Genomic DNA, 16,293 nt, shown 5'->3' with positions numbered 1-16,293 from the left:
ACGTCTACGTCGGCGCCCACTGCCCGTACCCCATCGCCGCCACCCCGTCGCCACCCCGACCGCTGCTCATCGGCCACCGCATCGCGGCCGGGGCCGCGCCCTCCAGCCACCACGTCTTGTGCCGCGCGGCGCACCCCACCGGCCGACCAACGAACAGGGCCGGGGCCCGCGCAATCGTGCGCCGGCCCCGGCCCTGGTGGTAGCGGGGACAGGATTTGAACCTGCGACCTCTGGGTTATGAGCCCAGCGAGCTACCGAGCTGCTCCACCCCGCGTCGGTGAGACCACCCTAAGCGACGACCGTGCCAACACGAAATCGGTTTCCCGCCGGGCCGCCGGGCCGGCCCACACTGGGCGCCCACGGTCGGTGGGCAGCGGCAGCATCAACGGCTCGCCGCACGCGCCGGCGCGCTCCGCATCGCAGTCCGGGCACTCGGCGGCCCCGGCCGTTGTCTCCTCACGCAACTCCGGCTCGGAGCCCGGACCGCCGCCGAGCGGTCCCTCGCACGTCCAGCACGCTGGACGGTGAGTTCCTCGCCGGACAGGTCGGCACCCGGAAGCGCGAGGCCTTCGGCGGCCTCCCAGTCGACGTCGACCGCGGAGCCCTGCTTGTCATCACGCCTGCTTTTCAGTTCCTCGATGCTGTCGTCGCCGGCGTCGTCGCCAGTGTTGCGCGGGGCGTCGTAGTAGGTTGCCAAGGCGTACCTTCTCGTCAAGGGACGGTTCCGGAAGGCGAGTCGTACCACTTGCCCGGCCGGCGAAGTACCGGCACACCGCGAGTTCGAACGGGCTGGCCGCAAGGCCACTACCCCGCCCCGGGCCCGAGCGCGCGGTACGCGGCGCCTCCCACGGCCCGGGCTCTCACGCCGAGCGCATCGACCCCGGCCCTGCCGGCGATCAACGCGATAGGGCGGGACCTGCTCGCCTCGTTCGCCTCCTCGGCGGACCGGGCGCGCCGGTACGCCGGCCGTCGGCACCCAGACCAACCACCTGTAGATTCCGAGGAGAACGGGACGCAGACAGGCAGATACCTGGCATAGAGCCAGGATTCGCCCTGGGGAGGGGGTTGGTGATGTGATTGCTGGGGAGGATCGGGCTGTGGATGATGATCACCGGTTATCGGTGGCGGCGTTGGCCGGACCGACCGGACAACAGGCACGTGAGGCGCTGGCCGGGGAACTGGCCTGGTGGGGTGCGCCCGTCCTGGACGACCCCGGTACGGGCGAGCTCGCCCGTATGGCGCGCTCCTGCGCATGCGAGCGCTCCCGCGCGGTGGACCCCCGTATGCAGGAGGCGGGCGCTCTTCTCCACCGGGCCGCGGACGCCCTGGACACGGCCGACCGACTGCGCGGCAGCTTCCAACCGGCGATCAGCCACCACCTGCGCCACGCCCACCACCTCGCCGCCCGGGCACGCGCCCGACTGACCGACCAACCACCCCCGCCCACAACAGGTGCAGCGGCCGTACCGATGAGTCGGACGGCAGGAAACTGCCGGGCCGCCGCAGGCCGGAGCGACGCTTCTTCGCTGCACCGTTGATTTGCCCGTCCTGGGTGGAAGTTCGCTTCATCGGCGTGTGCCTGGCGGGCGCGGTGGCGTGCTGGCCGGGTCTGCCGGGAAGCCGGGTTGCAGGGCTCTGGCAGGATCGGGCGGGCGGTGCGCGCTGCATCCCATCGCCCGTGGCGCGCACCGCCCGGTCGGCCTGTGTTCGGGGTCGGTCGCTTTGGTCGCTGCCGTCCCGTGGGGCCTGGTCAGCGGTCGGGGTACTCCTGTGCGTGGTGCATGCGGATGTGCCAGTAGGGGTCGTCGAGCTTACCGGCGGCGGCGCGGCGGCGCTCGCGGTTGGTGGGCAGGGGCAGGATGATCGCCGGGCGGCCGGTGGAGTGGCGTTTGTAGTCGCAGTCCGGGCATTCCAGGCGGTAGGGGTCGGCCGGTTTGCGTAGTTCGGCGATCGAGTCCGGCTTGCCGCCGATGGAGCCCTGGCAGGTGTAGCAGGGGTGCATGGCCGCGTTCGCCGGCGCCGCCGAGGACGAGGGCGATCGGCGGCAGCGTTTTCGCCGAGGCGGTGGGGTACTTGCGCCGCCACACCGGCAGCTGCCTGGCCTGGGACGGGTGCCCTTGGGGGTTGGGGTCCTTGTAGGTGAGGGCGAAGTACTCGGCGTACCCGTCGAACTTCCTGGCGATCTTGGCGTTGTCGCCGTTGTGGAGGTCGACCTCCACCAGGAGCACCGGCACACGGTCGTCGGAGGCGGTCAGGACGGCGTCGGCGATCTGCTGGCGGTCCGGGCAGGGAGTGGGAGTCCTCGGTCGTCCAGTCGGCGATCGTGCCGGCGCCAGTGATGGCGTCGTTGACCGCCATCGCGTGCGGGGCCCCGGTGCCGCGGCCGAGCGAGCGGGCCCTGCTGCCCATCTTCCGCTCTCTGGGCAGCGTGGTGGCAGCGGCGTCCAGGCCGAGCTCGGTAAGCCCCCCCAGATCACCGCCCCAGCCCCCGGCGGGCGGACCGGCTTTCGCTTCGTCTTCGGCTTCGCGGGCGCGGCCTGGACGTTGTTGCCGTCGTCGCCCTCGGGGTCCGGCTCCTTCTTCAGGCCGGAGGTGGTACCGCGCTGCTCGGCCACCTTGTTCAGCGCGAGGTCCCGCAGCCCGCCGGCGACAGTGTTCGGGTACTCGTGGTCGGGCTGCGCAAGCTGCCAGACCTGCTTGACGGTCGCGGCCTTCAGCACGCCCAACACCTGGAGGATGCTCCCGCGCAGCGGGTTGGTGCTCCCGTTCGGGTAGGCCTTCGACGTCGGGGTTGACGGTCCAGCCGGCCATCGACTTGGCCCCGCACAGCTCGCACTTCGGCCGCTCGGCCAGGAACGCCGGTTTCGCCTCGGGCGACATCTTCCGGTACTCCACGGCAGCTCCCTGTGATCGCGATATGACGATTCGTCACCACGATGGCAGTCGGCACCGACAACGGCGTCGGCCGGTCGCGACCGCGAGCTTTTCGCCTCATTCCCGCCCGAGGTGCCCCGGCGGCGCCGTAGCGTGTCGGCGAGCGTGCCTTCCGTGCCGGCCACATCCGGCCGCTCCTGACCGATCGGAGAACCCGCCAGCCGAGCTCCCCGCCACGGTGGTCGCCTTCCCCGGAATGCCGTCGGCGGGCCGACAACCCCGAACCTCCCTGCCCCAACCCCCAGCCTCAGTCACTTCAGTCACTGACACCAGCGCTCACCAGCACAAACGCCAAGTGACCGAAGTCCGGCGCAGAGACCGACACGGGACGATCGAGTGGAAACGAGTGACCAGGATCCCGCGCCGACAGTGTGACGAGCAGGCTTGCTTGCCGCCAGAGGATCTTGCTGTCCGTAAGCGACAATCCGTACCGGACTCGTGACCACCGTGTCGGCGTCGAGCACGTCGTCCGACATCGCTACGCAGCTGATGCTGATCGACGAGAACGGAAGGACCGTGCTGTCCCCGAGCCCTCACGGACGAACGCGGATGATCGTCTTACCCTGGCGTCGCTCGGTTGGGTTGAGGGCGGCGACGGCATCGTCGAGGGTCGCGACGTTGCCGATGTTCGTGCGCAGTCGTCCGTCCCGCACCCGCTGGACGATCTCACCCAGTTGGGCACGATCGGATTCGACAACGAAGTCGATCGCCAGGCCGTGGGCGGGCAGCGCCTCAGGCGGCCCAACGACGGTTACCAGTGTTCCTCCGGCCCGGATCAGGCCTGCGGATCGCTTCTGGATGTCTCCGCCGATGACGTCGAAGACCAGGTCCACTTCGCCGACGTCTTCCAGGGCGTCGTTGTCGAGGTCGACGAACTCCATTGCGCCGGAGTCGAGTGCCTTCTGACGGTCAGCGGCACGTCCGGTGCCGATGACGTAAGCGCCGGCCTCTCGTGCGAGCTGCGTCACCATCGTCCCGACTGCGCCGGCCGCGCCGTGCGCGAGGACGCTCTGCCCCGCCTGGAGGCGGCCGTGCTGGAACAGTCCCTGCCACGCGGTGAGGCCTGAGATCGGAAGGCTAGCGCCCACGGTGAAGTCGACGTCGCCCGGCAACGGCGCGAGGTTGCGTGCCTCGACAGCCGCGTACTCGGCGAGGGTGCCGTCGCGATGCCAGTCGGTGAGGCCGAACACGCGCTGTCCCACCGAGAGACCCGCCGTGCCGTAGCCGAGGGCGGTGACCACTCCGGCCAGCTCATGTCCGGGGATCGACGGTGTTCGGTCGCGGTCGAGGCGATCGGTCCAGGTCGAGGGCCACGCCATCTCGGTCGGGACGAATCCCGACGCATGAATCTGAACGACGACATCGTTGATCGCCGGCTCCGGATCGGGCCGCTCCGTCAGTGTCATCCCGGCCGTTCCTGCGGCCTGGTCCGTCACCACGATCGCTTTCATTTGGACACCTCTCTGTATCAGTCCTCGCCCGCACGGCGCCTACGGTTCATGAGTGTTAGTGGTGTCGGACCTCGGCGTCTTACCCCACTGATCGGCACAGGTGTAGAGCGAGGAAATCGTTGTCAAGCGCCGCTTCGAACCGGCTCACCGCCTCCCCGGCACAGGCGCACCACCGCCGCATCTGCTCCGCCCACCGCGGAAGGGCTGGTGATCGCGTTGTTCCTGTCGGTTGGAGGTGGCAACTGTCATCCGGTTCTGGTCGATGCTGGTCAAGTCGCGTGTGCACACTGGCATGGTCACTGCTCCTCGGCTTGATCGCATGGCGACAGGCCGGTTGCTCCTGCCGCTTCGGAAGCCGCCGGTCCGGCCGACGGTCCCGACTTTCGGTGATCCCGCCATGACCGCACCGCGCAACGAAGCCGCGCTCACCGCTTGCCGTCTCACTGTCGGCATCCGTGCGGACCTCGACCAAGAAGTCCGGAGCCGGTCCGCGCTGTCGAGCAGGATCTCAGCCGGACGGCGTGACCGGGGACCGCAGGCCGAGCCACTGCTCGGCATCCCAGGCCCGGTACCGCTCTACCTCGGTGAACCCCAGCTTTGCCGCGAGGCGCATCGAGCCGACGTTGGCGGTCTGGGTGGCGAGCACCACCGGCTCACCGGGAAGGACGCCGTCGAACCAGTCAAGTGCCGCCGCGCACGACTCGGCGGCATACCCGAATCCCCACGCCCCGGGCAGGAACAGGTAGCCGAGATCGGCCTTGCCCGCAGCAGCCTGGCGATGGTGCTCCGATGCTCTCCTGAGCATGATCTGACCGATCATCACCCCGCCGAGATCAACGACGAAGCTCCCCGGCCACCGCTCGGGCACCTCGGGCATCTCGCGCTCAAGCTCGTCACGCGGCCGGGGGCCGCCGAGGTAGGTGTGCACCTCTGGGGACGCCAGCAGCTCGACGAACGCCGCACGGTCCCGGGCCTCGGGCTCACGGAGCACGAGCCGCTCGGTCCGTATCGGCGCAGAAGGCCAGGCGACGTTTCCAAGATCAGTCATGGCGGGCTACCTCTTCTCAGGCACCGTAGCGACGCTGTCAGGCTGCGCCGGCGAGCTGGGCCGCGTGGCGCGGATCGGCAGCGGGGTGGACCTGACTGTTCGCCGCCGGTGTTGTTCTGCCCACGGACGACCAGGTGGAACATCCCGTCGGTAGCCAGGGCCGCGCCCTGTCGACGGCTCCCGGCCCCCGCACAAGGCCGCCGCTGTGCCCAGCCGCCCGCCTACCGCCCCTGAGTACCCGTGCTCAGGTCTGGCGGGCCGCCCGCCCCGTAGCCTCGTGATCAAGGTCGGCGGGAAGACCGGCACCGACACGGGGGCGATGCAGATGGAGACCGGCAACCACACCAAGGGCCTGTGGAAGCCGGCCGTCTTCACCGTGCTCCTGCTGCTCCTGTTCGGCGCGGTCGCGACCGGATCCTGGCTCTTCGACAACGGCCACGGCCCGATCGCCCGGCACGACAAGCCGGGGACGGACGCCGGGCAGGCCCGGGACAGCATCCAGCGCGCCCTCGAAGGCTCCGTCGGTGCCGTCACCCCACAGGTCGCGCACTCCGACGGCTGGTACTGGGTGGTCCGCGCCGAGAACCACTGGGACGGCGAACCGCGGCCGACCTCCACCGTCTACCGCATGTGGTCGCTTGAGGCTCGGTCCGCGATTGAGGTCAGGACGTGCCGACCTGGCGGGTCGGCTGGTGGGTGATCAGCGGACCGAGTCGTAAGACCGTGTCAGCGGGGTCGACTACCGTGTCGGCCATGGCTGACGCCCTGTGGGATGACGATCCATCGGCTGACCCCGACGCGGTGCCCGGCGGCTTGACCGACCCCGGCTGGCTCGTCCGCGGGGACCCGAACTCGGTGCTCGCCCCGCTGTCGAGCGCGTCGGAGCCGGAGGAGCAGCGGGTCGCAACGGTGTACCGGGCCTCGCTCGACGTGCACCGGCAGCTGACCGCCGCCGAACGGCGGTTCGTCCTCGCACTGGACGCGGCCAGGCTGGGAGAGGAGGATCTCGCCGCGCAGTTCGCGGCGGTGGCCGTTCCCGGGGCAGAGCCGCTCGGCTGGGAGCCGGCCTGGGTCAGAGGCTCGCAGGCGGATTCCCGCCTGGTGTGGACGCTGACCGGCCACCAGGGCCAGGTGACCGCTGTCGCCACCGCAGTGGTCACCGGTCGCGTGCTGGCCGTGACCGGCAGCCGGGACGGCACCGTCCGGATCTGGGACCTCGCCACCGGCCGGGAGGCATGCCCGCCGATGCAGTGCCCGACGGATGCCCGGTCGGCGCTGACCGCCGAGGTCGACCGGATCGCCACGGCCGCCCTGGACGGCCGCGAGGTTGCGCTGCTGCTCTCGGAGCTCGCCGGGGAGCAGCAGCTCCTCCTCCTCGACCTGGCGACCGGGTCCTTGATCGGTGAGGGCGTCCGCGTCGTGGCCGTGGCGGAGTTGGCCGGCCGGAGCGTGGTGCTGACGCTGGAGGACGACCGAACGCTACGGCTGTGGAACGTCGCCACCGGCGAGGAGCTCGGCTCGTCCGTCCTAGCGCAGCTGCTGGCCGGTCAGGACGGCTATCCGGCCACGGTGCGCGTCGAACTCGGCGGCGCGGTACGGACTTGGGACCTTGCCGGCAACGAGCGCGACTCGATACCCGCGGACGAGGCCGAACAGGCGTTCGACCCGCAGGCGGCCGCGGTGGTGGTCGACGGACGGCTGGTCGCCTGCGCGTTCGACCACCCCCACGGCGGCGACACCGTGGTGGCTCTCGTCGGTGACATGGCGGCCGCTTGCGGGCAGCGCTCCGGAGTGCCGGTTCGCGTCTCCCGGTCCGTGGTGGTGGCCGGGCGGCCGGCCACCCTGTTGCGGGAGTGCGGTGGGTCGCTGCGGGTGTGGGACCGGGTAGCCGGTTCCCGGCCCGGCGTGCACGGGTGGGTGGTGACCACCGACGAGCTGCGTGGACAAGCGCTGCAGCTGCCGGCCGAGGACCCGGGCGAGGACGGCTGGTTCTGGCAACTCGCGGACCCTGCACCGGCCGTGGCAGTGGACGCCGAACGATCCGCCGCGCGGGTCCTGGGTACCTGCGTAGTCGCCGGACGCGCGCTCCGGCTGACCGCCGACGCCGACCACGCGGTGCGGGTGTGGGACACCGCCGCCGGGGCGGAAGTCGGTGAGCGGCCGTTCCGCTGCCACGAGGACCGGATCCGGGCTGGCGCCCTGGCCGAAGTGAACGGGCAGCTGAGGGCGGTGACGGCCGGCCTGGACCGGAGCGTGCGGCTCTGGGACGTGGCCGACGGGCGGCAGGTCAACAGCCCGCTCAAGGAGCACACCGGGCAGGTGTGGGACGTCGCGACGGCGATCGTGGACGGGCATCCGGTGGCCGTCACCGCCGGCGCGGACCACACGGTGCGGGTCTGGGAGCTCGGGGAGCGCCGGGCCCTACGCCGCACCGAGACCAGCGGTCACCAGGACGTGGTGCTGGCGGCTGCCATGACCACCATGCAGGGCCGGCCGGCCGTCGTCACCGCCGGTGCGGACAGGACGATGCGCACCTGGGACCTGGCCACCGGCATGCCGTACGGCGGGGGCATCGCCACCGAGGCCAGCCTGCTGGCGACGGCAGAGCTGGACGGGCGCACCGTCGCGGTGACCGCAGGCCCGGACGCCACGCTCCGCAGGTGGGACCTGGATACCGGCACGGAGCTCGGCCAGGCCGTTGCCGGACCGGCCGGCCGAGTCCTGGCCCTGGCCACCGCCCGGGTCGACGGGCGAGCCGTCGCGGTGACCGGCAGTTCGGACGGCACCGCGCAGCTGTGGGACCTGGCCACCGGTCAGCACCTCGGCCAGCCCCTCACCGGCCACACCGGCCGGCTCACCGCGCTCGCCACCGCCACCGTGGACGGCCGCACGCTGGCCGTGACCGGCAGCTGGGACAAGACGGTGCGCCTGTGGGACCTGACCACTGGCCGGCAGCTCGGCGAACCCCTGACCGGCCACATCGACTGGGTCACCGCAGTGGCCACCACCACACTGAACGGGCACCCCATCGCGGTCACCGCCAGCCGGGACGGCACGATCCGCACCTGGAGCCTGCTCGACGGCCAACCGTACGCCGAGCCGCTGCCCAGCCCCGCCGGGCCCGTACGCGGGCTGGCGACCGTCGTACTCGATACCGGCACCCACCTGATCACCACCAGCGGCACCGAGACGGTATCGGTGCGCGACCTGGCCACGGGCGCCGAAGTCGTCCCACCCCTGCACTGCCCCGCGCCCGTCCAGTCGGCCCTCGCCGCACCGGACGGCGCACTGGTGCTCTGCTTCGGCCCGGAGATCGCCATGCTGTCCGCCGTTGACGGTCAGGCGTCGGGTCGGGGGGCGTGGGCTACGACTCGGCCCGCGATGCCGCTCGACCAGACCGTGACGTGACGGTGGCCGCACGGGTTCTTCGAGTGTGACCAAGAAGTGGGCCGGTGCGGCCTTGGCCCATCCTGCATTTTGTGGCGTCTCGCGTACACATCTCGGCGATTTGATCGAAGAGTTGGCTGACCCGTGGCTCGCCCGGTGCGAGTCCGTGCTCAGTGAGCGGCGTGGTGCCGAGCGGCAGAGAGAGGCTGGCGCTGGGCCGAAGCACGACCTGGTCTTCACCGACCGCCTGCTCGTCACCCTGGTCCACCTGCGCACCGGGCTTCCGCACGCCGCGCTTGCCGCCCTGTACGGCACCGCCCGCTCCACGATCTCCCGCGCCATCGGCGAGATCCGCCCGCTGCTTGCGGTACGCGGCTTCGCCGTCCCCGACCGCCCCGGTACCCGACTGCGCACCCTGGCGGACGTGTTCGCCTACGCCGAGGCTGAGGGGATCCGGCTGCGGATCGACGGCGCCGAAACCCAGGTCCGCCGCCCCAAGGCCAACCGGCCCGGACGGCGGGCCTTCGTCTCCGGCAAGAAGAAGCAGAACACCATCAAGACCACCACCATCAGCGACGGCCAGGGCCGCCTGCTGTGGTCGGGTGCGGACCGCCCGGGCCGCATGCACGACCAGACCGCGATGCGCACCGAGGGCATCGCAGAGCAACTCCGACTCCACCCGACGGCGACAGCCGAGGTCGACGACGGCTACCGGGGCCTGGCCAACGAGTTCCCCGACCAGGTCAGCGCCCCGCCGAAGAAGCCGAAGGACGACGCGCCGCTCGGCGAGCAGTACGCCCGGCGGGAGATCCGCCGACGGCAGTCCTCGGACCGGATCTGTGTCGAGCACGCCAACGCCGAGCTGCGGCCGTGGCGCCCACTGCAGCGCTACACAGGCCGGCGTGAGGACTACGCCGAGACCGATCGTGCGATCGCTTCACTGATCTCGGACCGCTCTGCCCGTCGGGCGACCCGCCGCAAGCCGAGCACCGAACTGGTTCTCGCCCGGCAGACGGCCTGCTGATCAACCACCAGCCGAGTCGCCAGGCCAGCACGCTGTGGGGCTCGGAAAATCATAGCTGCTGGTCAAGCTGCGTATCGGTACTCGTTGATGATGACGCCGAGGACGCGGGTGCGCAGGAGTTTGCGGCCTTCGAGGTCGTGTGCGGTGGGCTGCTCGTGGGCGCCGGGCGGTAGCTGGTTTCGTGCCCGGTGGGGGCGGTGTGCGTTGTCGTGCTGCCGGTAGGCGGTCAGGACCTGCCGGGCGCGGGCCTCGTTCATGATGAGGACATGGTCGAGGGCCTCACGCCGGATGCTCCCGATCACCCGCTCACAGTGGGCGTTCATCCGGGGAGTTCGCGGCGCACTCTTGAGGATCTCCATCTCCTCGGCCCCGAAGACGGCGTCGAAGGACTGGCCGTACTCGCCGTCCCGGTCGCGTAACAGGAAGCGGAGGGACTCCGCGTGGGAGCCGAGGTCGGCTCGCCAAGACCGGACGGGCGCAGCGGACGGGCCGCGGCCTGTACGACACGGTGGCCGGCTGACGACCGTCACCCTGGGCGGACCCGGCCGATTCGGGTGGTTCCGATGGATGCCTCGGCACCACCCCGGCCCATTGAGGGGATTCGCGCGGGTCGGCGAACCACGGCCTGTCCATGGACGGCGTGAGGCTCGGAGCAGGTCCAGCCCGACGGCAGGGACGCAGCCGGGCCACCGGGTCGCGGGGCGGCGGGCGTGGCGCCGGAAGTTGCCTACCGCGCCGTCGCGAGCCGCGCGGTGCGCCGCTCGGCTTCCTGACGTCCACGCGCTGTCGTCTCGACGGTCCCCCGGTCGTGGGTGATGACCATCAGGCCCAGGGATTCGTACTCTGACAGCACGAGGTCGGCTCGCTCGGCGAGTTCCGCCTTCGCCTGATCGATGGTGGTGCCCGGTGGGTACAGGTCGCCGGGGTCGATGTCGTCGGCGACCGCCGCCCATAGTGCCGCGTGGAGGTCGTGGACGGGCAGGGCCGATACCTCCTGTGTCGCCAGCGAGGCCCACAGGGTCTGAAGGACTACGGCACCCAGCTGCTGCGCACGCGGTCACCGACAGCCGCAGCCGACATAGCCGGCTGACCGGCCAGCAGCACGACCAGATCGAGGCGACCTGGCGCGAACGCGCGCTGAACGCCGAGGCCGAGCTCACCCGAGCCCAGAAGGAGATCCTGACCCAGCGCCAGTGTGACTGGACATGCTTGTTGGCCACGGGACTCGCTACTTGGCCACACCAACGTTCTGGCTACAGTCAGTAGTTGTAACCCAGCACGCTAACTGTCGGGTCAGCACGGGATCTGTCGTCCACCTACAGCCCCGGCTGAAGCGCGACGTGTCCCTCGGCCTCTAGGCTGCCCAGGTGCGCTACCTAGTCGAGTCCTTCGCTGTCGGCGCCCTGACCCGCGGTCGATCGGTCGAACAGTTCCTCGGCCCCGCCGGTGATGCCCACGCTCTCGGGGTCCGCTGGGTCGAGGTTGTTCCGACCGGCTCTCAGTTCAAGGTCGTTCTCCACACGTCGGCGGACGTTGGGAGCGAGAGCTTCTGCGACCTCGTCGAGTTCCCGGCGCTGGACCCCGAGAAGGAGGACGACGAGTTCGGCCTGGAGATCGCCACGGCGACGGGAGCACATGACGCCCTCGCCCTTGCGGAGCACCGGACTGGAGCCGTTCGTGGCCGCTGGGTCAATCAGGGAATGGCTCAGGACGAGTACCGCGATTTCGTGCTCGCCGGCCGGCCGCGACACGTGTCACCGAGTTGACGACCGCTTGCGCGCTGATCGATCACCAGCCGTCAGATTCCTTGCCGGTTCGCCGACAGTTGTCGTGCTGACCGGATCGGGAAACCGCACGTCGAGTGGCACTGCTGACGACTACTACTACCGTGCTGAGTCACACTGGACGCTGATGTCCGCCGAGGCAGGATCCTCTCGGCCTGGAGTCGGCTGGCCGGCCGATGGACATGCAGGTCATTCGGCCAATCGCCATGGATTGTCACCACTGGTGATGACAGATGCGCTCCGTTACCAGCGAATGTGCGCCAGAGCCGAAGACCCCGTACAGACCCGGGCCGGACCGTCCGGTAGCACGAGTCGGGGACCGGACGCGGTTCGCGTCCGGTCCCCGACTCGCGGTCAAACGGTGGTGGGTCAGAGGTGGAGTGCGGCGGAGACCGTCGACGCCGGGCCGCTGGTTCCCGGGACGGTGTTGTCGTGCCAGCCGTCCTGACCGGGGTAGACCTCGTGGAGGGTGCCGCTCTCGACCACCTCGATCACCCGGTTCCCGGAGGGGTGGAGCATCGCGGATACGGCGGTGATGTTGCCACCGACGTTGGGCACGGCGTTGTCGTGCCAACCGTCCGCAGCCGAGTAGACCTCGTGCAGGGTGCCGCTCTCGACCACCTCGATCACCCGGTTCCCGGAGGCATCGAATGCCATGGACACGGCGCTGATGTTGCCACCGACGTTGGGCACGGCGTTGTCGTGCCAACCGTCCGCAGCCGAGTACACGTCGTGCAGGGTGCCGCTCTCGACCACCTCGATCACCCGGTTCCCGGAAGCGTCGAATGCCATGGACACGGCGCTGATGTTGCCACCGACGTTGGGCACGGCGTTGTCGTGCCAACCGTCCGCAGCCGAGTAGACCTCGTGCAGGGTGCCGCTCTCGACCACCTCGATCACCCGGTTCCCGGAGGCGCCGTAGGCCATGGACACGGCGCTGATGTTGCCACCGACGTTGGGCACGGCGTTGTCGTGCCAACCGTCCGCAGCCGAGTACACGTCGTGCAGGGTACCGCTCTCCACGACGGCGATCGAGCGGTTGCCGGTGGCGTCGTATGCCAGGGAGGCGGCGGTGATGTTGCCACCGACGTTGGGCACGGCGTTGTCGTGCCAGCCGTCCGCGGCCGGGTACACGTCGTGCAGGGTGCCGCTCTCCACGGCCGCCAGGGCACGGTTGGTCTTGTTGACGGAGGCGAGCCATTCGCCCGGGACGCCCATCAGTGCCTGGTTGTAGTAACCGTCGGCGGTCCATTCGGCCGCGGAGATGTGCTGTGCCGCGCCGTTGAGCATGACGAAGCGGTTGGGGTCGGTGCCCGACTGGTCCATGACGACCGTGCCGTCCGGCAGGGGCCGCTTGACGGCGTCGCGCAGCCAGCCGCCGGGCACGCCCATCAGCGGGCGGGTGCTGTAGCCGTACGCGGTCCACTCGGCGGCGGAGATGTGCAGGGCCGAGCCGTTGACGACGACGTAGCGGTTCGCGTCCTGGCCGGACTGGTCGTAGACGACGGTGCCCGAGGGGAGGTTGTCGCCGGCCACGCTCTGGAGCCACGCGGTGGGGACGCCCATCAGCGGGCGGGTGCTGTAGCCGCTGGTGACCCAGTCGGCGGCGGCGATGTGCAGCGCCACGCCGTCGACCATGACGTAGCGGTTGGGGTCGGTGCCCGACTGGTCCATGATGACCGAGCCGTCGGGCAGGTTGGCCGGCATCGCGTTGAACGGGCCGTCATCGACGGTGACGACCTTGCCGAGGTCGTAGTGGTCGGGGCCGACGTCGGATCCCGCGAGCGGCAGGCCGGCGCCGTTGATGACGACCTTGACCTGCGCGCCGGCGGCGGACTTCACCAGGGTGCCGGTGGGCAGCGACGAAGGGACCGGGTTGGCCGCGGGCGTGCCGGTGAGGACCGGGGAGATGTAGCCGCTGATGCGCTGGCCCCAGGGAGCGGAGCCCACGGACCAGTTGGTCGTGGAGCTGGTGTTCACGATGCCCTGGGTGTACCCGCTGGAGTGGCCCTGGTTGCCGCCGGTGATCGTGACGCTGTTCCCGTTCACCCCGGTGACCAGCGCGACGTGCTGGGCCCAGTCCGTCGACGCGCTGTACTCGTAGACGACCGCGTCGCCGACACGGGGATCGTTGTGCAGCGTGTTGTAGCGGCGGCCGTAGTCGTAGAGGGAGGAGGCCAAGTCGGTCAGATCGTTGACGTGCGCCACGCCGTTGCGCGCCCAGACCCAGCCGACGAAGTCGGCGCACCAGGCGTGGGCCTGCCCGCCGCCGCCATTGCACGAGCTGGTCTGCCCGCCGGCGGCGTAACCGCCGTGGGCGCAGGGGCCGTTGCCGTTCTCGGCCGTGGCGGTCTGCGCGATCGAGGCGGTGTCGGCGTAGGCGGGGAGTGCGGAGACGCCACTCGTCCAAGTCGCCACGACGAACGCTCCGACGGTGGCGGCGCGCAGCTTGCTGGACATAGTCATGCCAATTTCCTTGGTGAGTACGGTGACCGACTGAGAGGTGCCGCGTCGATTCGCGGCGCGATGAAGGTTCACGACCGCCCTGCAGGAACGGTGGTGGACCGGAGTAAGGAGGTTCAGGCGTCCGTGGCCGGCTGCGTGGTGCCGGGCGCAGGACGAGCGTGTTCGGGCGATGCCGTGCGGGCGTCAGGCCAGGCTGAAGGAAAGGGCCGTGGCGCTGTCGGCCTGGCCGGGGACCGCGTTGTCGTGCCAGTTGCCGGAGCTGTCGCTGTAGATCTCGTGCAGCCAGCCGCCCTCGACGGCCTCGATCACCCGGGTGTTGTCCGGCTTGACCTGGACGGAGACGGCGCTGATGCCGGTACCGACGCCGGGAACGGTGTCGTCGTGCCAGTTGCCGGCGCTGTCGCTGTAGATCTCGTGCAGGGCGCCACCCTCGACGGCCTCGATCACCCGGTTGCTCTTCGCCGGGGGCGTCGGGGCCGGGTACGGGTTGCTGTGGTCCGTAGCCAGACCGGTGCCGGGCGAGCAGGTCCAGGCACGGGCGCCCTGGTCGGCGAGGATCTTCTCGGCAATCAGGATCTGCTGCTGCTCGCTCGCCAGATCCGGCCGCGACGCGTAGGCGCTGCCACCGTAGTATCGCCAGTTGTAGAGCGATATCTGCAGACCGCCGTAGTAGTTGTTGCCAGTGTTGATGCTCCAGTTGTTTCCGCTCTCGCACTGCGCGACCTTCTCCCAGGTCGACACCGAGGCGGCCGAGGCCGAGCCGGAGCCAAGAACGGGTATCGCGGCGGCCACAACTGAAGCGGCGGCAAGCGCCAGCACAGGCCGAATCCGGTGGTTTTCGCGCATGGTGATTCCCTGCTTGTCGTCGGTGTGTGTCCTCGCCCGGGTGGCGGAGGAGCTACCTGTCCGCAGTCGGGCTCGACATGGGTGAGTAAGAGAACCTCGGCATCGCGCCGAGAACGTGCCGATCGGCCCGATACGCTCCCCCGCGGCGCGCCGCCCACTGGTCTCCGGTGCGGCCGGTGCCGGTCCGACCTGCCGTCTGATGCGGCCGGGGGTGCGCCGGCGGCCGGTCGGACCGGAGGGTGGCGGCGCTCTGCGGACGTCGCGTGTGCGGTGCGCGGCGGGCCTGTCAGGAGGGCCGTGCGGCTGCCCTGCAGGAGCAGCCGGTCGGCGGATGACCGTGGGCCCGACGGGGAGTCAGCCCCAGATCATGTTGTCGGCCTGGGCAGTGATGGCCGGCTGGGCGGGGGCGGCCTGGGCGGCGACGGCGGGAACCAGGGCGGCGAGGGCGAGGGCGGCGACCGCGGCGGCCTTGGCAGTGACGGTGCGGAGCATGGCAGTGTCCTCTTCGGATGCGACGGGATGGTGTGGGATTCCGGTGCTCGCGTCCCGCGGTGACGCTTCGTCCGGTTGCCGTCCGGGCTGTGTTCCCTTCCGGCGACCACTAGCTTCGCCGCTGGTCAGGGCGGGTGGAAGGGTTCTCAGATGGACGGAAGCGTCCCTGGACCGTTCCGGCCAGGACCGGCAGCGGCGGACAGCAAGCGGTCGTAGAACGGCACGACGAGCGGCACGGCGAGCTTCGTCGCCTTCCATCCGGCGAACTGGGGTACGGCCGCCAGTGCGCGGCGGCAGAACGCGGCGGTCCGGCCCTCCGCCTCGGCGAGGGAGTCGACGAGCAGGTAGACGCCGAGAACCGGGTCTGGGACCGCGCCCGGGTGGACGACGAGGTGCTCGATCCGGTCCTCGGGCCGGACGGCGGCCAGCAGGAGCTCGCGGGCATCGAAGGGCAGCGAGCGGCCGGGCGAAACAGGCTGCAAGGCGGCGTGAACGAGGTACATGGAACGAGCGTGCCGAAGCGGGCAATAGGCGTGAAGGGGATGACCATGAACGGTTCCGGCCCTGACCGAAACCGTCCGCCGGCCCGCGTGCCCCGGTCCGCACCGCCCGTGAAATGATCGCGTGCGTATCGAACACGGGTTCGTCACGGGGGTCGGGGTGCTCACAGCACTGGGTCTGGACAGCGTCTCAGAGGCGGTCTATCGGGCGATGCTCGCCCATCCGCAGGAGGGCGTCTCCGCTCTCGGCGAGCGGCTCGACCTGCCCGACCCCCAGGTCAGGCAAGCCCTGGACACCCTCAGCGAACTGGCCCTGCTACGGCCGTCCGCGGACCGCGAGGGGGAACTGCGGGCGGTATCC

Annotated in this window: 13 protein-coding genes, 1 tRNA gene and 2 pseudogenes; 6 read left to right on the top strand and 10 right to left on the bottom strand. The window is 70.5% G+C overall.

All coding sequences use genetic code 11. The annotated features are described in order from the left end of the window. Positions 1 to 197: 197 nt before the first annotated feature. Both ABZW30_RS38200 and ABZW30_RS38195 read right to left on the bottom strand, forming a co-directional pair. Positions 198 to 274: transfer RNA gene (locus ABZW30_RS38200), tRNA-Met, on the bottom strand. Positions 275 to 517: 243 nt separating this feature from the next. Continuing rightward, positions 518 to 697, bottom strand: a pseudogene (locus ABZW30_RS38195) (DUF4193 family protein); the annotation flags it as partial. A 433-nt stretch (positions 698 to 1,130) separates the two neighbouring features. Between ABZW30_RS38195 and ABZW30_RS38190 the strand changes: the two are divergent. Next, on the top strand, positions 1,131 to 1,538 hold the full coding sequence (locus ABZW30_RS38190; protein WP_355675884.1) for a hypothetical protein: 408 nt from the start codon (positions 1,131 to 1,133) through the stop codon (positions 1,536 to 1,538). A 212-nt stretch (positions 1,539 to 1,750) separates the two neighbouring features. On the opposite strand, the gene ABZW30_RS38185 is transcribed toward ABZW30_RS38190, so the two are convergent. The 3 genes from ABZW30_RS38185 to ABZW30_RS38175 all read right to left on the bottom strand — a co-directional run bounded on the left by ABZW30_RS38185 (position 1,751) and on the right by ABZW30_RS38175 (position 5,433). Continuing rightward, positions 1,751 to 2,002, bottom strand: coding sequence for a hypothetical protein (locus ABZW30_RS38185; protein ID WP_355675883.1), 252 nt, complete (start codon positions 2,000 to 2,002; stop codon positions 1,751 to 1,753). Positions 2,003 to 3,467: 1,465 nt separating this feature from the next. After that, the gene (locus tag ABZW30_RS38180; protein WP_355675882.1) at positions 3,468 to 4,385 is read right to left on the bottom strand and encodes an NADP-dependent oxidoreductase; all 918 of its coding nucleotides are present in this window, start codon (positions 4,383 to 4,385) and stop codon (positions 3,468 to 3,470) included. Between the two features lie 508 nt (positions 4,386 to 4,893). Next, the gene (locus ABZW30_RS38175; RefSeq protein WP_355675881.1) at positions 4,894 to 5,433 is read right to left on the bottom strand and encodes a GNAT family N-acetyltransferase; all 540 of its coding nucleotides are present in this window, start codon (positions 5,431 to 5,433) and stop codon (positions 4,894 to 4,896) included. A 277-nt stretch (positions 5,434 to 5,710) separates the two neighbouring features. Here ABZW30_RS38175 and ABZW30_RS38170 point away from each other — a divergent pair, with 277 nt between their 5' ends. The 3 genes from ABZW30_RS38170 to ABZW30_RS38160 all read left to right on the top strand — a co-directional run bounded on the left by ABZW30_RS38170 (position 5,711) and on the right by ABZW30_RS38160 (position 9,844). Beyond that, on the top strand, positions 5,711 to 6,133 hold the full coding sequence (locus ABZW30_RS38170; protein WP_355675880.1) for a hypothetical protein: 423 nt from the start codon (positions 5,711 to 5,713) through the stop codon (positions 6,131 to 6,133). A 53-nt stretch (positions 6,134 to 6,186) separates the two neighbouring features. Beyond that, positions 6,187 to 8,841: a WD40 repeat domain-containing protein gene (locus ABZW30_RS38165; RefSeq protein WP_355675879.1), complete on the top strand. Its 2,655-nt coding sequence runs from the start codon at positions 6,187 to 6,189 to the stop codon at positions 8,839 to 8,841. 103 nt (positions 8,842 to 8,944) lie between these two features. Next, entirely contained in the window at positions 8,945 to 9,844 is a 900-nt protein-coding gene (locus ABZW30_RS38160; RefSeq protein ID WP_355675909.1) for a transposase family protein, read from the top strand. A 62-nt stretch (positions 9,845 to 9,906) separates the two neighbouring features. Here ABZW30_RS38160 and ABZW30_RS38155 read toward each other — a convergent pair whose 3' ends face one another. Beyond that, the gene (locus ABZW30_RS38155; RefSeq protein ID WP_355675878.1) at positions 9,907 to 10,203 is read right to left on the bottom strand and encodes an integrase core domain-containing protein; all 297 of its coding nucleotides are present in this window, start codon (positions 10,201 to 10,203) and stop codon (positions 9,907 to 9,909) included. 1,008 nt (positions 10,204 to 11,211) lie between these two features. Between ABZW30_RS38155 and ABZW30_RS38150 the strand changes: the two genes are divergently transcribed. Then, the gene (locus tag ABZW30_RS38150) at positions 11,212 to 11,610 is read left to right on the top strand and encodes a hypothetical protein (RefSeq protein ID WP_355675877.1); all 399 of its coding nucleotides are present in this window, start codon (positions 11,212 to 11,214) and stop codon (positions 11,608 to 11,610) included. 387 nt (positions 11,611 to 11,997) lie between these two features. On the opposite strand, the gene ABZW30_RS38145 is transcribed toward ABZW30_RS38150, so the two are convergent. From ABZW30_RS38145 to ABZW30_RS38130, 4 genes are all read right to left on the bottom strand, one after another. Beyond that, entirely contained in the window at positions 11,998 to 14,094 is a 2,097-nt protein-coding gene (locus tag ABZW30_RS38145) for a CHAP domain-containing protein (protein WP_355675876.1), read from the bottom strand. Between the two features lie 183 nt (positions 14,095 to 14,277). Continuing rightward, the gene (locus tag ABZW30_RS38140; RefSeq protein ID WP_355675875.1) at positions 14,278 to 14,940 is read right to left on the bottom strand and encodes a transglycosylase family protein; all 663 of its coding nucleotides are present in this window, start codon (positions 14,938 to 14,940) and stop codon (positions 14,278 to 14,280) included. Between the two features lie 354 nt (positions 14,941 to 15,294). Further along, complete coding sequence (locus ABZW30_RS38135) at positions 15,295 to 15,432, bottom strand: hypothetical protein (protein ID WP_355675874.1); 138 nt, start codon at positions 15,430 to 15,432, stop codon at positions 15,295 to 15,297. A gap of 146 nt (positions 15,433 to 15,578) precedes the next feature. Next, positions 15,579 to 15,935: a hypothetical protein gene (locus tag ABZW30_RS38130; protein WP_355675873.1), complete on the bottom strand. Its 357-nt coding sequence runs from the start codon at positions 15,933 to 15,935 to the stop codon at positions 15,579 to 15,581. Positions 15,936 to 16,056: 121 nt separating this feature from the next. On the opposite strand from ABZW30_RS38130, the pseudogene ABZW30_RS38125 reads away from it, so the two are divergent. Beyond that, positions 16,057 to 16,293, top strand: a pseudogene (locus tag ABZW30_RS38125) (hypothetical protein); the annotation flags it as partial.

This window comes from Kitasatospora sp. NPDC004669 (genome assembly GCF_040609455.1).
Classification (GTDB): Bacteria; Actinomycetota; Actinomycetes; order Streptomycetales; family Streptomycetaceae; genus Kitasatospora.
This window is presented reverse-complemented; position numbering and strand designations above follow the sequence as displayed.

What these genes read in the sequence shown, in the direction of transcription:
- ABZW30_RS38185 (WP_355675883.1), bottom strand. Translation starts at nt 2,002, where the DNA reads ATGCACCCCTGCTACACCTGCCAGGGCTCCATCGGCGGCAAGCCGGAC.
- ABZW30_RS38180 (WP_355675882.1), bottom strand. Translation starts at nt 4,385, where the DNA reads ATGAAAGCGATCGTGGTGACGGACCAGGCCGCAGGAACGGCCGGGATG.
- ABZW30_RS38175 (WP_355675881.1), bottom strand. Translation starts at nt 5,433, where the DNA reads ATGACTGATCTTGGAAACGTCGCCTGGCCTTCTGCGCCGATACGGACC.
- ABZW30_RS38165 (WP_355675879.1), top strand. Translation starts at nt 6,187, where the DNA reads ATGGCTGACGCCCTGTGGGATGACGATCCATCGGCTGACCCCGACGCG.
- ABZW30_RS38155 (WP_355675878.1), bottom strand. Translation starts at nt 10,203, where the DNA reads ATGGAGATCCTCAAGAGTGCGCCGCGAACTCCCCGGATGAACGCCCAC.
- ABZW30_RS38145 (WP_355675876.1), bottom strand. Translation starts at nt 14,094, where the DNA reads ATGACTATGTCCAGCAAGCTGCGCGCCGCCACCGTCGGAGCGTTCGTC.
- ABZW30_RS38140 (WP_355675875.1), bottom strand. Translation starts at nt 14,940, where the DNA reads ATGCGCGAAAACCACCGGATTCGGCCTGTGCTGGCGCTTGCCGCCGCT.
- ABZW30_RS38135 (WP_355675874.1), bottom strand. Translation starts at nt 15,432, where the DNA reads ATGCTCCGCACCGTCACTGCCAAGGCCGCCGCGGTCGCCGCCCTCGCC.
- ABZW30_RS38130 (WP_355675873.1), bottom strand. Translation starts at nt 15,935, where the DNA reads ATGTACCTCGTTCACGCCGCCTTGCAGCCTGTTTCGCCCGGCCGCTCG.